The following is a 14,523-nucleotide window of genomic DNA, read 5'->3' as shown; positions in this document are numbered from 1 at the left end:
CTACTGGCGTCTCGAATACCTCCCGAAGACGAGTCTGCCATACGAGGAGGCGCTGGACCGAACGCGCGCACTGGTCAACGAAGCGGTCCGGTTGCGGTTGCGCAGCGATGTTCCCCTCGGCGTCTTCCTCTCCGGGGGCGTCGATTCTTCGGTCGTGGCCTACGAAGCGGCGAAACAGGTCGGCGAAACGTTGCAGACGTTCACGGTTTCCATGGGGCAGGACGAATTCGACGAAGCGCCCATTGCGCAGCGGACCGCACAGGCGCTGCGCGTCCGCAACACGGTGCTGCCGCTCAAGGTCAGTCCGCTGGACGAGCTCCAGTTTCTGGCCCGTCATTACGACCAGCCGTTCGCCGATTCCAGCGCGATTCCGAGCTACGCGGTTTCGCGGATGGCGGGTGAACGTCTCAAGGTCGTGCTCAATGGCGACGGCGGCGACGAGTTGTTCGCCGGTTACCGGCGCTATCTGGCGGCGAACCGTTTCGACCATTTTCGTCGGCTGCCCAGGGGACTGTTCCGCGTGGCGGCGCGAGGACTGGCGGCTCTTTCTGGAAAACGTCGGTCCCGGCTTGGGTATGCGACCCGTTTTGTCCGCGGCATGGGTTCGGAACCGGGCGCGCGGTTTCTGGCCTGGACGACCGACATGATCTTCGAGCCGGAGAAACGCCGGTACTGGCGGCGCGGGCCGATGCGATCAACGGAACAGTTGATCGAGGAATGCCTGCCCGCGTCACTACCCATGCTCGACACGCAACGGACGGCGGACATGAATTTCATCCTCGGCAGCACGCTGCTGGTGAAGATGGACATGGCGACGATGGCGGCTTCGCTCGAGGCGCGTTCACCCTTGCTCGATTCGGTCCTGGCGGAATTTACGGCGACCCTGCCCGGCGATTACCTGCTGCGAAACGGCCGGCCCAAGGCCATGTTGCGCGATGCCTATCGCGGTCGGCTGCCGGATGAAGTGATCGGCGGCGAAAAGCGCGGGTTCGAAATTCCGCTGGTGTCGTGGTTGAGGAAGGAATTGAGGCCGATCATTCAGGACACCGTTGGCAGCAAAGACGCGCGTGTCCGCGCCTACCTGGCAGATGAACTGGTGGACGGGCTGCTCGGCCAAACCATGCTTCCGGACCGGAATTGGGGCCAGCTTGTTTATGCGCTTTTAGTTTTAGAGTTGTGGTTGAGAGAAATTCCATAAAACCTAGCAATCGTTCCTTCGCGTTTGACTTTCATCTCGGTCGTAATTACTTATCTTTTATTCGCGAAAGTTCTCAGAACCTCACATGGAATATGAATCCTTACAACGGCGCGTCGAAAGAGAGCGGAAAGCGCACGACGTCGACGACGTTCTCGCTAAAAACCAAAACATCAAGGCTCGATTCTCCCATTACGATTCTATGCCTTACCTGGCGCGTAGAGATACCTATGTAGAGCGGGTCATTGCAAAATTTAAGGGGCACCGTGTTTTGGATTATGGATGCGGAAAGGGCGAGAACGCAGTTCGATTTCTTCGCTCTGGCGCTTTCGTGTTTGGAATCGATATCTCTGCGAACTATGTGAAATCGGCGACCGGACTCGCTAGAAGGGCTGGGTTTGCCGAGGACAGAAACTTCAAGTTTCAGGTTATGGACGCACATAGTCTGGCATTCGATAACGATTTTTTTGATTTCGTGATGGGAAATGCAATTCTCCATCACCTGGATCTAAAGATTGCCATTCGCGAGATTAAAAGAGTCTTGAAGCGGCACGGACGAGCGATTTTTGAAGAACCACTCGGTCATAATCCTTTGCTGCGGCTTTATCGATGGATGACGCCGAACGCACGCACGGCGGACGAGAAACCTCTACTCAATGATGATCTTAACTGGATAAGTAGTATTTTCGCTACCAAAGTCCAGTTCTACGGTCTGCTGAGTCTGCCGACTGCCTTATTTACTTCAGTTTGTCTGGGTCCGTTTCCAAACAATCCGTTATTAACTATGGCAGACAGAATCGAGAATTCCCTAAACAAAGTGCCAGTTTTGCGCAAGTTTAACCAAGTCGTCCTGATTGATATGGAAAAGGTGATTTGACATCTGAAAACTGTGCGCGACGTGAATCCACTCCAGTCTTGGACTTCGTTCGACTCGCTGTCATCCCGGTCGACTCTAATCACCATTTTGAAAACGGTACTTGAGAATTCTTTCGACGCAGACTTTTGACTGTCGCTGGCTGGCAGGCGCGGCTGCAGATCAGATCTTGTGGAAGGGGCCTGCAGTTTGTCTTTACTGGTTGTCAAAGAATCGAATCCGGTGAAATTGCTCGTCCTGTCGGGTTACGTCGAGTCTCTGGTAAACATTCGCGGGCCGCTGCTCCGAGCGATACGGGGCGCCGGCCATGAGGTCTTAGCTTGCGCGCCTGAAATAAATGAGGAAATTGCGGCGGCCTTGCGAAGTTTCGGAGTGATCTATCATTCGGTGCAACTGGAGCGTACTCGTATGAACCCGATTCATGATGCGCGTTTCGTGCTTTCATTTTCCCGTTTTTTGCGCCAGAAACGCCCTGACGTTTTCTTTGGCTACAACATCAAACCGGTGATTTACGGCTCGTTCGCGGCGCGCTTGGCAGGTGTTCCACGCGTCTTCTCGCTTATTCCAGGGTTGGGTTATACCTTCGGCCGCGAGACGAACAAACAGCGACTGACCAATGTTGCGGCGCGTTTCCTTTATCGTGTTGCTCTCCGGAGCAATCAGGCGGTTTTCTTTCAAAACGCCGACGATCAAAACTTGTTCTTAAAACTGAAACTATTGCGTGATGAGCAGCAGGGAGTGCGGATAAATGGCTCAGGTGTTGACTTGGAATTGTTCGCCGAATCGCCGACGACGCAAAAGCTGCCCGTATTTTTGCTAACGGCCCGCTTGATCAAAGAAAAAGGAATTGTTGAGTACACGGAGGCCGCGCGCTTACTGAAGAGCCGATATCCCCATGCGAGTTTTCGGTTGCTTGGTCGTTTGGAAACCCATCCCTCAGCAATCAAACTGGAACAGGTTGAGCGATGGCGGAGCGAAGGAATTATTGAATACCTAGGCGCCACAAGGAACGTTCGACCGTACCTGGTGGATACAAGTGTGTTCGTGCTGCCGTCATACTACCGCGAAGGAACTCCGCTAACAGTGCTCGAAGCGATGGCGGTTGGGCGGCCTATCATTACGACAGACATGCCTGGTTGCCGTGATACTGTGATTCCCGGAGAAAATGGATTTCTAGTGCCGATAAAGGACGCGCCTCGACTCGCTGAGGCAATGGAGCGATTTATTCTTGATCCCGATTTGATACCCAAGATGGGTCATCGTAGTCGTGAAATCGCGGTCGACAAATTTGATGTCAATAGAGTGAATGCGAAAATGATGATATGCATGGGGCTATGATGCGGCCGGCGTCAATGCGGGTCGGAGCCACATCGGGCACGTAGAGTCGGTCCCTCATCGGGCGGATCATAACGCCGGGTCGGGGGACCCGGCCTACAACGGGCGAAACCAACACGCCGCGTGAAAGCACCCGGCCTACAACCGAACGCGAAAATGTAGGCCCGGTACCCTTACCGGGCGGATAATAACGCCGGGTCGGGGGACCCGGCCTACAACGGGCGAAACCAACACACGCCGCGTGACGGCACGCGCCCAACAGATTTGAAGATCGTTGTTCTCACGAGTTTTCCCGAATCGCTGATCAACGTGAGGCTGCCTTTGTTGAAAACGCTGGTTGCGGCGGGCCATTCGGTGCTCGCCTGCGCGCCCGACGCTCATCCGGGTGTGCCCGTGGGAATGAAACAAATCGGCGTCCGGTTCCACGCGATGCCACTCAAGCGAACAGGACTGAATCCTCTCGCTGATTTCCGTTTTTTACGATTCTTTACCCGCTTCCTGAAAGCCGAACGGCCAGACCTGATGTTCAGTTACACGATCAAATCGGTGATCTACGGTTCGCTGGCGGCGCATCGGGCCGGCGTGCCGCGCCTCTTCGCGTTGATGACCGGCCTGGGTTACGCGTTCACCGAGGGCAACCTGAAACAACGGCTGGTCGGTCGCGTGGCCCGCGCGTTGTACCGGCGCGCCCTCCCGCACAATGACGCGGTCTTCTTCCAGAATCCCGACGATCTCCAACTGTTCCTGAGTCTCGGTCTGCTGCGCGATGCGCATCGGGCCGTGCGCGTCAACGGTTCCGGCGTGGACCTCGAACGCTTCGCCTTCCAGCCGCCGCCGTCCGGCCCGCCCGTCTTTTTGCTGGTCGCGCGGCTGCTCCGGGACAAGGGCATTGTGGAATACGCGGAGGCGGCGCGTCTCTTGAAACCGCGGCATCCCGAAGCGCGCTTTCAACTGGTCGGTCCGCACGACGCGAATCCATCCGCGATCAGCCGGCAAGAGTTGGGAGCGTGGCGGTCGGAGGGAATCATTGAATACCCCGGCGCGACGGATGACGTGCGTCCGTTTCTGGCCGGGGCCGGTGTGTTTGTGCTGCCGTCGTATCGCGAGGGCACGCCGATGAGTGTGCTGGAGGCGATGGCGGTGGGCCGGCCCATCGTGACCACGGATGTGCCCGGTTGCCGCGAAACAGTGGTGCCGGGCGAAAACGGATTCCTGGTTCCGGCCAGGGACGCAACGGCGCTCGCGTCGGCGATGGAACGGTTCATTGTCGAGCCGGATTTGATCGCGAAGATGGGCCGGCGCAGCCGCGAGATCGCGGTTGAAAAATTCGACGTGCGCAAAGTGAATGCGGTGATTTTGAAAACCATGGGCCTTTGATTTAGGCCCGATGCCCTCATCGGGCGGGACCGCGTGTTATGCATGTAGGCCCGGTCCCCCGACCGGGCGTATCCCGGACGCCGTGTGGGGGCACACGGCCTACAACTGAACCCAAAAATGTAGGCCCGATGACCTCATCGGGCGAATCATAACGCCGGGTCAGGGGACCCGGCCTACAACGAACGCGACTCAATCGCCGTGTGGGGGCACACGGCCTACAACCGAACCCGAAAATGTAGGCCCGATGACCTCATCGGGTGGAACATAACGCCGGGTCAGGGGACCCGGCCTACAACGAACGCGACTCAATCGCCGTGTGGAGGCACACGGCCTACAACGGACGTCCGTTGGATGATGTAGGCCCGATGACCTCATCGGGCGGAACCAACACGACGCCGGGTCAGGGGACCCGGCCTACAACGTCCACGGGTACATTTTTGGCTTTTTCATTTTTTTCATGACTGAGACCACGGTCAAACGCGGCCCGAAAAGCTGGGACCTGAAAACCGGCGGCTGGCTGCTCATTGACGGGGTGCTGGCGTTCGTGGCGATGTATTCGGCGTACGCCTTTTCACCCTACTTCTACACGCTGGTGCAATCGGGCCGCACACCGCACCTCGGACAATTGCGGGCCGCGGTGGCCTTCGCCGCGTTGATCGGCGTGACCAGCCATATCTTCGGCCTGCACAATCCGCTTCTGCCCCGGAATTTCTGGCCGATGATCGTCCGCTCGCTCGGCTCGACGCTGCTGGCGATGGGCGCGCTCGCGCTGCTCGTGTTCGCGGTTTTGTACCAGCGCATCGGACGGTTCATCCTGATGCAGGCGGTCATTTATACGCCGGTGCTGATGGCGCTGGCGCGGGTGCTCATCTGGCGGCAGTCCGAGCAGCGCCGGCAACGACTGCTGCTGGTGGGCGCGGGCCGCGCCGGAAAACTGGTGCGGTCGCTCGTCCGCCAGTCCGGCCTGCCGTTCGAGGTGGTGGCGTTCGTGGACAACAAACCGGAACTCATCGGGCAGCGCATTGACAACAACACCGTGCTCGGCGCGCAACAGTCGTTGAAGGAACATTGTCTCGATCTGCAGATTGACGAGGTGGTCACCTGCATCGGCGGCAGGATTTCCGACGACTCCATGCGGCAGTTGATGGAGTGCCTCGGCCTGGGGGTGCGCGTGAGCGATTTCGCAAACTTCGTCGAGCGCAATTTTTTCCAGGTGCCGGTCGAGGACATCCGCGGCGAATGGTTTTTGCAGGCGGACCTGGAGCTGACGCACCCGCTGTATCTGGGCGTGAAGCGCGGGATCGACATCGCAACCGCCCTCGCCGGACTGGTGCTGGCGAGCCCGTTCGTTCTGCTCGCGGCCATCGCGATCAAGCTGGAAAGCCGCGGCCCGGTCTTCTATTCGCAGGTCCGCGCCGGCCTGCACAATCAACCGTTCAAAATCTGGAAGCTGCGCTCGATGCGCGCGGACGCCGAGAAGGACGGTCCGCAATGGGCGGAGGGGGCCGACCGCCGCGCGACGCGCGTGGGAATGGTCCTGCGCCGGACGCGGCTGGACGAGGCGCCGCAGTTCTGGAACATCCTGCGCGGCGAGATGTCCATCGTCGGACCGCGGCCGGAGCGGCCGGAGTTTGTGGAAAAGCTCGCCGCCGAGATTCCGTTTTACAATCAGCGGCATCTGGTGAAGCCGGGCCTGACGGGCTGGGCGCAGATCAATTATCCGTACGGCGCGAGCACGGACGACGCCCTGAACAAGCTCAAGTATGATCTGTATTACATCAAACATTCATCGCCGGGGCTGGATCTGCAGATCATTTTGCGCACCCTCGGCGCAATGATGAAAGGCTCGCGCTGAGCACATGCAGGCCCGGTACCCTTACCGGGCGAAACCGCGGATTACGCATGTAGGCCCGGTCCCCTGACCGGGCGTATCCCGGACGCCGTGTGAGGCACACGGCCTACAACCGGACCCGAAATGTAGGCCCGGTGCCGGAGGACAGAGAACGGAAGACGGGGCGTCGGTGAGACGGAAATCAGAGGGCGGATGTAGGCCCGATGCCCTCATCGGGCGGAACATAACGCCGGGTCGGGGGACCCGGCCTACAACGGGCGAGACCAACACACGCCGCGTGAGGGCACACGGCCTACAACCGATCCTTGAAAACGGAACCCCGTAAACCACCCCGTCGGTTGAGACGGTTGAAATTCGTCTGGGCTGGAAACGGGCGCGCTCGTTATTTTCTGACGCTCTGCACCGAACGGCGCCTCAAGGTCCTTGCAAATGATTTGATCCATGAACAACTGACTGAGTTTCTGCTCGACAGTCCGCAGCGTTATCAATGGTGGCCGCGCAGATATGTTCTGATGCCGGACCATCTGCACCTGCTCGTTGCGCAAGGCGAACCGACGGTAACCCTTGGGCATTGGGTGAAGGCACTGAAAGCGGTCGTCGGCAGCCGGACCGTTCGCTGGCAGGCAGGTTATTTCGACCACACTTTGCGCAGCCGTGAAAGCGAGGCCGAGAAATGGGAATACATTTACCTGAATCCGGTGCGCGCCGGATTGGCGGCCCGGCCCGAGGATTGGCCCTTCAGCGGTGAAATCGTTTACGAAGAGGCCGGTCCCAAAAAGTTGCGCGACGGCCCGACGATGTAGGCCCGGTCCCTTTACCGGGCGAAACCAACGCGGCGCCGTGTGAGGGCACACGGCCTACAACGGGCGAAACTAATACGACGCCGTGTGGGGGGCACACGGCCTACAACCGGACCCGAAATGTAGGCCCAATGCCTCATCGGGCGAAACCGCGGATTACGCATGTAGGCCCGGTACCCTTACCGGGCGAAACCAACACGACGCCGGGTCGGGGGACCCGGCCTACATCCCATGCCTGACAAGACTTCCATTCGCGGTGAAATTCCCGTGACAACACCAAAGGCCATTCTGCCGACGGTCATCCTCCTGTCCGTCGTGATCGCCGTCCTCTGGGTCTTTCCCCGTTTCTGGTATTCCCGAACCGATCCGGGCCAGGGCTATTTCTGGTTGTCGGAACAAGACCGGTTGCCCGGCTGGACCTTCAAGGAAGCGCCGATCAGCGAGGCCGCGGAATCCGTGCTGGCCGCCGACAAAATCGTGAACGGCGCATTTCGCGACGAGGGCGGGACCATCGTGCGCGTCTTCTCGGCGAAGCGATACGAGGAAAAGGAAAGCGAGTTCGACATGTTTTCGCACACGCCCGACCGTTGCTGGACCTCGGTGGGATGGAAATTGCAGCCGGTGGAGCCGGAATCGGTCGGCGTGAATCTGCACGGTGTGACGCTGCGACTGGAGCGGCGCATCTTCACCGTGGGCGCGCAACGCGAGCTGGTCTATTTCGGCGCGCTGGTGGGCGGCCAGCCGCTGCCCTACCGCCTCGACCAGTATCTGGACATCGGCGCGAGACGAACGGAGAAGTCGCCGGGCGGCATCTTTGGCAAAATGATTGGCGCGCTCGACGCGCGTTTTTTTGGCTGGCCGTGGAAATCGTTTGCCAGCCGCCGGCCGCTGATGGGACCGAAACAATTCATCCGCATCTCGACGCCCCTGTCCGGCAACGACACGCAGGCCGCCGACGCGCTGCTCACGCAATTTTTGCCGCAATGGCTGGCGCTGACCGATTACCACCGCGAACTCGAGCAATGGCACCGCAAGTGAACCGACATCTGAACTCGGAAGTCAGTGAGCGGAGGGCAGAAGCCGGAACGCAGATACGGGAAACGTACGCACCGGCCCCGGTCCGCTGACTGCCGTCCTCCGTCTCCTGAATCCAATGTCCCAATCCTCCAGACTACCGCTCCTCGGGCTGCTGCCGTCCGCGCTCGCGGTGGTCTGGCTGGTCGCGCGCGCGCGCTGGTTCTGGAGCCACAACCCGGAACTCCAGATCGGCTGGGTCGTGTTGTTGCTGTCCGGTTACCTGCTTTTTGAAGCGTGGGAAAAACGGCCGGCTCCGCTCTTTCGCTGGAGCGCGGCCGGCGCGGCGCTTGTGTTGGCCGGGCTGGGAACACTTTTTTTTGCGCAGCTTTACCAGGCGGCCTTCGGCGTGACCACGGAAGGGATGAGCCTGCTGGGCATCGGCGTGATGCTGTTCGTCGCCGGGAACGTTCACTACGTTTTTGGCCGGGCGGGCATCGCCTGTTTCGCGTTCGGTTGCGCGTTCCTGCTGCTGGCGCTGCCGGTCCCCGACACGATTTATTTCCCGCTGGTCAGCGGTTTGCAGTCGAAGGTTGCGGCGGCGAACGTGACGTTGCTGAACCTGGTCGGCATTCCCGCCGAGCAAACCGGCAGCGCGATCCGGCTGCCCCGGTGCGTGGTGGGCATTGATGAGGCGTGCAGCGGCGTCCGCAGCCTGCAATCCGCGACCATGGCCACGCTGTTCATCGGTTATCTCACGTTGCGGAAAAAATCGCTGCAGGCGGCGTTGCTCGGGCTGGGAATCCTGGCGGCTATCGTCGGAAACCTGATCCGCTCGTTTTTTCTCAGCTACACGGCGAATGCGAAGGGCGCAGCGGCAATCCAGTCGTACCACGACGCGGCCGGGTGGTCGATTCTGGCGTTCACGGCGCTGGCGGTGGCGTTGTTCGCGTGGTTGTTAGGCAAGCTTGAAAAATATCTCGCCCGCCTGCCGAACTGAAGCCGGTTGCAGGCCCGGTCGCCCGACCGGGCGGAACCGCGGATTGCGCATGTAGGCCCGGTACCCTTACCGGGCGAAACCAACCCGACGCCGCGTGAGGGCACGCGGCCTACAACCGGACCCGAAATGTAGGCCCGGTACCCTTACCGGGCGGAACTAATACGACGCCGGGTCGGGGGACCCGGCCTACAACAGACGCATGTCCGATGATGCAGGCCCGATGCCCTCATCGGGCGTTTGAACCACGGATTGCGCGGACTTCCTGCTCTTGACGGCTGACTCCTCTCCGACTGCTTTTGTCTTCTGATCTCCGTCTTCCGCCCTTCGACTTCCGTTCTCAGTCCTCCTCCTCCGGTCCTTCTGTTTTCACCGGCGCACCGGCCTCTGTCTTCTGGCCACCGGCTCACTGCCTTCCGTCCTCGGTTCACTGCTTACTGTCCTCTGCCCTCGGACTTCCGACCTTTTCGCAGCTGACTCCCCGACCTCCGGTTTCTCATTCAGGGTTTCCGCGACAGACAGAACAGGATGGCGCACAGCAAAAGAAAGAGCGAAAGGACCGAGTAAATCTGGAACGGAAAATCGAATCGCGCATGGACCAGGCAGCCGGCCAGCGCGAGCCAGATGAACGAAACCAGCAGCCAGTGCGCGGTAATGCCGCCGCCGCCAAACCAGCGCGCCAGCACCGTCAGTAACGCCGCGAGAATGATCGCGAAGCCCACGCCGCCAAAGGTGATGCGCGTTTCCAGCCAGTCGTTGTGGGCATACGCCTCCCAGACCTGGGCCGGTCCGGCCCGGTAAAGCTGGTAGAGCCAGGGAAATGTCCCCGGACCCGTGCCCAGCACGGGAAAATCCCGCGCCATCTGCGCCGCGTTCCGGTAGAGTTCGACGCGCCCGCTCAGTTCATCGGAAAAAATCGTCTTCAGACGCGGCGCGAGTTTTTCCCAGCCGAGATAGCCCGCTATTCCCAGCGCGGCCGCGAACAAAAAAGTGATTCCCAAGCGCGCCAGCCAGTGTCCCTTTCGCTGCGCGAGCATCAACGGCACGAACGCGGCGAACATGCCGCCCGCGGCCACGATCGCGCCGCCCCGGCTCGTCGAGATGATCGGCGCAGCGGCCATCAGCACGGCGCACGGAAGCAAGAGCACGTGCGGGCCGCCGCCCACCCGCGCGCCCGCTTGCGCGGAATTCCGCCGGTCGCGCCGCAGGGCCCACCAGAATCCGAGGCAGACGGGCCACAGCAGGTTGAGGTACTGGGCCGCGTTCGACCGGTAGGCGTAGGGACCGAACTGGACTTCCGCCGTGCGGTTGATGCGCGGTTGCCACAGCCAGAGCAGTTTTCCGGTCCCGGACAATCGCTGGAGAATGCCCTCGAGCGCGAGCAGGGCGCCGTTAAGGCAGAGGACCCAGAGCAGGCGTCGCAACCGCGTCGGCAGCACAAAGTCCCCGCCGGTCGCGCCGGTTTCCCGCGCCTCGCGCCGCTCCTGCGCGGTCCTGCCCGGCAGCCAGTCGCGCGCGGCCCAGAACGTGAGGGCGAGGCCGAGATACATCCAAAATGCCTGCCACGTGGCCCAGCTGTCGTAACTGTGCGGCAGCCAGGCGATGTAATCGCGCGGCACGAACGCCATTTGCCGGAAGAAAAATGTCGATCGGGCGTTGATGGCGCTGACGAGGCACCATCCCAGGATCACCGCCGTGAATACGGCCAACGCGGTTGTAAAAAAACCTGAGGCCGCGCGCCTCGTTGCCGTTGCGCTTCCCGCCGCCCGTTCTTCGTCTCGATCTTCAGCGTTTCCCGCGTCCCCGGTCCCGCCTTCTGTTTTCCTTTCTTCACGTTCCCTGTCCGCTCCCCAGCGCGCCGGCCGATGGCCCGTGCGCCGGCAGATCAACCATTTCGACAGCAGCAAAACGCCGAGCACGTAACCGGCGATGTTCATCGTCCAGATGGCCCATCGATCCGTGGTGCCCAGCGCCCACGGCGAAAAAACAACCATGAAATAGAGCACCGCCTCGGTGAGACCGTCGCAGATCCGGAAGGCGCGGGGGGTGTGCGGGCGCGAATCGCGCCGTGAGTGCGAATGCCGCGCGTGTCCGGGTGGTTCCATGTAACGTTCATTGAACCCGAAGGTTGTTGGGCTGCTCAAGTCCGAAAACGAATCCAGAACGAGCCGACGGCGCGGGTCCGATGGTTCCTCAGGGTGTGAACCGCGGGTGACGCGGAAGACGGGAACCGTGGACCGAGGGCGGCGGACGGAGACCCGAAAGCAGAAGGCGGAGAACCGAGGACAGCCTGCCCTGCCTTCGCCGCGTGATGGCACGCGGCCTACAACCGAACCGCCGCCGCAAGCTCAATGCCCTCATCGGCCGCGAATGAACGCCGAGTCGATGGGATCCGGCCTACAGCGGACGTGCGTTGGATGATGTATGCCCGATGCCCCCATCGGGCGAAACCAACGCGACGCCGTGTGGGGGCACGCGGCCTACAACCGAACCCGAAATGTACGCCCGGTCCCCCGACCGGGCGTGTGGACCGTGGATTGCGCGGATTTCAGAGAAGAAGCAGACCCGGCTCCTGACCGAATGTGAACAAGTCACGCCCTCTTGAAAATCTCTGCACACGATGGTGGCGGTTTTTGAATCGTTCAGCGAAACTGCCCGCCGCCATGCCAATCCTGAACGAGAACTATTGGGAAGAACGATACCGGACCGGAGACATGCCCTGGGAAAAAGGCGAGGGGTCGCCGGGCCTGGTGGACTTCCTCGCCACGCATCCGGAGCTGACTCGCGGGAACGTCTGCGTGCCGGGTTGCGGCACGGGTCACGACGTTCGCACCTGGGCGGCGGCGGGGTTCGACGCGTTCGGTTGCGACCTCGCTCCGTCGGCGATCCAGCTGGCGAACGAGCGGACGGCGGCCGCCGGATTGAAGGCGCGGTTTGAAATTGAAGACTTTCTCAAGGACAAGCCGCCGGTGTTGTTCGACTGGGTGTTCGAGCACACGTTGTTTTGCGCCATTGATCCGCGCGATCGCGATGATTACGCGAGGGCCGTGCTGCGCTGGTTGAAACCGGACGGTCACTATCTCGCGGTGAACTATCTGATACCTGACGAGGACGGCCCCCCGTTCGGCACGACGCGGGACGAGTTGGTGAGACGCTTGTCGCCGCAATTCGAGCTGTTGAGCGACTGGGTGCCGCGTTCGTATCCGAACCGGACCGGGTTGGAACGGATGTTTTGGTGGAAACGGAAGAAAGAGGGCGGCATCCGGTTGTAAACCCGGTCCCTGACCGGGCGAAAAAACTGCGGATTGCATGTAGGCCCGGTACCCTTACCGGGCGTATCCCGGACGCCGCGTGAGGGCACGCGGCCTACAACCGAAACCGAAAATGCAGACCCGGTCCCTGACCGGGCGAATAAACTGCGGATTGCGCGGATTTCCGACTTCAGCGGCCAGAGGACGGAAAACAGGGGCAGATGGGTCGGTCAGATAGTGAACGGAGGACATGAGACACCAGACTCGATACACCGCAGAACGCGAACTGCGCCCAATAAACCCGGCAGCCGCGAACTTCGGCCCGGGAACCCGTTTGCCGACAACGGAGAGTTGTTGAAACCCGCACCGGGCTTCGCCATTGTGTTGCGCCTATGGAACAAGCGGACCATCTGGATGAATTACTGGCCAGCCGGCTGGAGTTTGGCCGCAAGGCCGTCGAGCCATGTACGATCATCATTTTTGGCGCGAGCGGCGATTTGACGGCCCGCAAGCTCATTCCCGCCTTCTACCACCTTTGCCGGGAAAAGCAGTTGCCCGCGCCGTTTCGGATCATCGGTTTCGCGCGGCGCGACAAAACCGACGACGCCTGGCGGCAGGAACTGCGCGCCGCGCTGGAACAGTTCTCGCGGACCAAGCCGATTGACGAAGCGGTGTGGAAGGAGTTTGCGGCCTGCGTCACCTATTGCCGGGGTGACATTTCAGATCCGGCGGCCTACAAGAAACTGGCCGACCAACTGGCATCCTTCAACGACGAAAAGCTGCGCCGCAATCTCCTGTTTTACCTCGCCATCTCACCCAGCCAGTTCGGAGAGGCGGTGGAGAATCTGCACCAGGCCGGCCTGTTGCGGAAGGAGGACGGCCAGGCGCCCGATCAGCGGGTTGTGGTGGAGAAACCATTCGGCCATGACCTTGCCTCGGCGCACAAATTGAACGCCGAACTCACCCGCTTCGTCCACGAAAAACAAATCTTCCGCATTGACCATTACCTCGGCAAGGAAACGGTCCAGAACATTTTGATGTTCCGTTTCTCGAACTCCATCTTCGAGCAACTCTGGAACCGGCAGTCGGTGGATCATGTGCAGATCACCGTCAGCGAAAAGCTCGGCGTCGGCACGCGGGGCGGCTACTACGAGGAAGCCGGCGCGCTGCGCGACATGGTGCAGAACCACCTGCTGCAGGTGCTCTCGCTGGTGGCGATGGAACCGCCGGTGACGCTCGAAGCCGAGGCCATTCGCGACGAAAAGGTCAAACTGCTCAAGTCCATCCGGCCGATCGACCCCGGCCAGGTTGACGCGAACATCGTCCGCGGCCAGTACACGGCGGGCGAAATTGACGGCCAGCCACGTCCGGCCTACCGCCACGAACCGAAGGTCAGACCCGATTCCACCGTGGAAACCTACGTCGCGATGCGCCTGCTGGTGGACAACTGGCGCTGGTCGAACATCCCGTTTTACCTCCGCACCGGGAAGAACCTGCCCGCGAGCGCGAGCGAAGTGCGCGTGCAATTCCGGGCCGCGCCGCATGTGCTGTTTGCCGCGCAATGCGGCGGCCGGCTCGACGCGAACGCGATTACGCTGCGCCTCCAACCCGACGAGGGGATTTATCTGCGGTTCAACGGCAAGGTGCCCGGCACGAGCATGGGAATCCGCCCGGTGCGAATGCATTTCAGCTACGACACCGAGTTCGGCGCCTACACCCCGGAGGCGTACGAGCGGCTGTTGCTCGAAGCCATCGCCGGTGACGCCACCCTCTTCATCCGCCGTGACGAGGTGGAGACAGCCTGGAGCATCGTGGACCCGATCCGCCA

At 61.0% G+C, this 14,523-nt stretch carries 11 protein-coding genes; 10 read left to right on the top strand and 1 reads right to left on the bottom strand.

The genetic code is table 11. The features are described 5' to 3' along the window. The 8 genes from VN887_16880 to VN887_16845 all read left to right on the top strand — a co-directional run. Window positions 1-1,198, top strand: a 1,198-nt coding sequence (locus VN887_16880) for an asparagine synthase C-terminal domain-containing protein (protein ID HXT41684.1), incomplete at its 5' end; no start/stop codon positions are given. 85 nt (window positions 1,199-1,283) lie between these two features. Then, complete coding sequence (locus tag VN887_16875; protein HXT41683.1) at window positions 1,284-2,072, top strand: class I SAM-dependent methyltransferase; 789 nt, start codon at window positions 1,284-1,286, stop codon at window positions 2,070-2,072. A 219-nt stretch (window positions 2,073-2,291) separates the two neighbouring features. Continuing rightward, entirely contained in the window at window positions 2,292-3,407 is a 1,116-nt protein-coding gene (locus VN887_16870) for a glycosyltransferase family 4 protein (protein ID HXT41682.1), read from the top strand. 261 nt (window positions 3,408-3,668) lie between these two features. Beyond that, complete coding sequence (locus tag VN887_16865; GenBank protein ID HXT41681.1) at window positions 3,669-4,781, top strand: glycosyltransferase family 4 protein; 1,113 nt, start codon at window positions 3,669-3,671, stop codon at window positions 4,779-4,781. Window positions 4,782-5,238: 457 nt separating this feature from the next. Then, window positions 5,239-6,636, top strand: a complete 1,398-nt coding sequence (locus VN887_16860; protein ID HXT41680.1) for a sugar transferase — start codon at window positions 5,239-5,241, stop codon at window positions 6,634-6,636. A 302-nt stretch (window positions 6,637-6,938) separates the two neighbouring features. Further along, window positions 6,939-7,436, top strand: a complete 498-nt coding sequence (locus VN887_16855) for a transposase (GenBank protein HXT41679.1) — start codon at window positions 6,939-6,941, stop codon at window positions 7,434-7,436. Between the two features lie 228 nt (window positions 7,437-7,664). Further along, a complete protein-coding gene (locus tag VN887_16850) occupies window positions 7,665-8,471 on the top strand; it encodes an exosortase-associated EpsI family protein (GenBank protein ID HXT41678.1) in 807 nt (268 codons plus the stop codon). Window positions 8,472-8,586: 115 nt separating this feature from the next. After that, window positions 8,587-9,447, top strand: a complete 861-nt coding sequence (locus VN887_16845; GenBank protein HXT41677.1) for an exosortase/archaeosortase family protein — start codon at window positions 8,587-8,589, stop codon at window positions 9,445-9,447. A 497-nt stretch (window positions 9,448-9,944) separates the two neighbouring features. Here VN887_16845 and VN887_16840 read toward each other — a convergent pair whose 3' ends face one another. Next, the gene (locus tag VN887_16840; protein HXT41676.1) at window positions 9,945-11,549 is read right to left on the bottom strand and encodes an O-antigen ligase family protein; all 1,605 of its coding nucleotides are present in this window, start codon (window positions 11,547-11,549) and stop codon (window positions 9,945-9,947) included. Between the two features lie 558 nt (window positions 11,550-12,107). Here VN887_16840 and VN887_16835 point away from each other — a divergent pair. Beyond that, window positions 12,108-12,716 carry a methyltransferase domain-containing protein gene (locus VN887_16835; GenBank protein ID HXT41675.1) on the top strand — a complete coding sequence of 203 codons (609 nt, stop codon included), beginning with the start codon at window positions 12,108-12,110 and terminating at the stop codon, window positions 12,714-12,716. A 371-nt stretch (window positions 12,717-13,087) separates the two neighbouring features. Then, the coding region (zwf, locus tag VN887_16830) for a glucose-6-phosphate dehydrogenase (protein HXT41674.1) at window positions 13,088-14,523 on the top strand (1,436 nt) is incomplete at its 3' end.

Origin of the sequence: Candidatus Angelobacter sp. (genome assembly GCA_035607015.1) — a bacterium.
GTDB lineage: Bacteria > Verrucomicrobiota > Verrucomicrobiia > Limisphaerales > AV2 > AV2.
This window is presented reverse-complemented; position numbering and strand designations above follow the sequence as displayed.

What these genes read in the sequence shown, in the direction of transcription:
- VN887_16835 (HXT41675.1), top strand. Translation starts at nt 12,108, where the DNA reads ATGCCAATCCTGAACGAGAACTATTGGGAAGAACGATACCGGACCGGA.
- VN887_16850 (HXT41678.1), top strand. Translation starts at nt 7,665, where the DNA reads ATGCCTGACAAGACTTCCATTCGCGGTGAAATTCCCGTGACAACACCA.
- VN887_16860 (HXT41680.1), top strand. Translation starts at nt 5,239, where the DNA reads ATGACTGAGACCACGGTCAAACGCGGCCCGAAAAGCTGGGACCTGAAA.
- VN887_16875 (HXT41683.1), top strand. Translation starts at nt 1,284, where the DNA reads ATGGAATATGAATCCTTACAACGGCGCGTCGAAAGAGAGCGGAAAGCG.
- VN887_16840 (HXT41676.1), bottom strand. Translation starts at nt 11,549, where the DNA reads ATGGAACCACCCGGACACGCGCGGCATTCGCACTCACGGCGCGATTCG.
- VN887_16845 (HXT41677.1), top strand. Translation starts at nt 8,587, where the DNA reads ATGTCCCAATCCTCCAGACTACCGCTCCTCGGGCTGCTGCCGTCCGCG.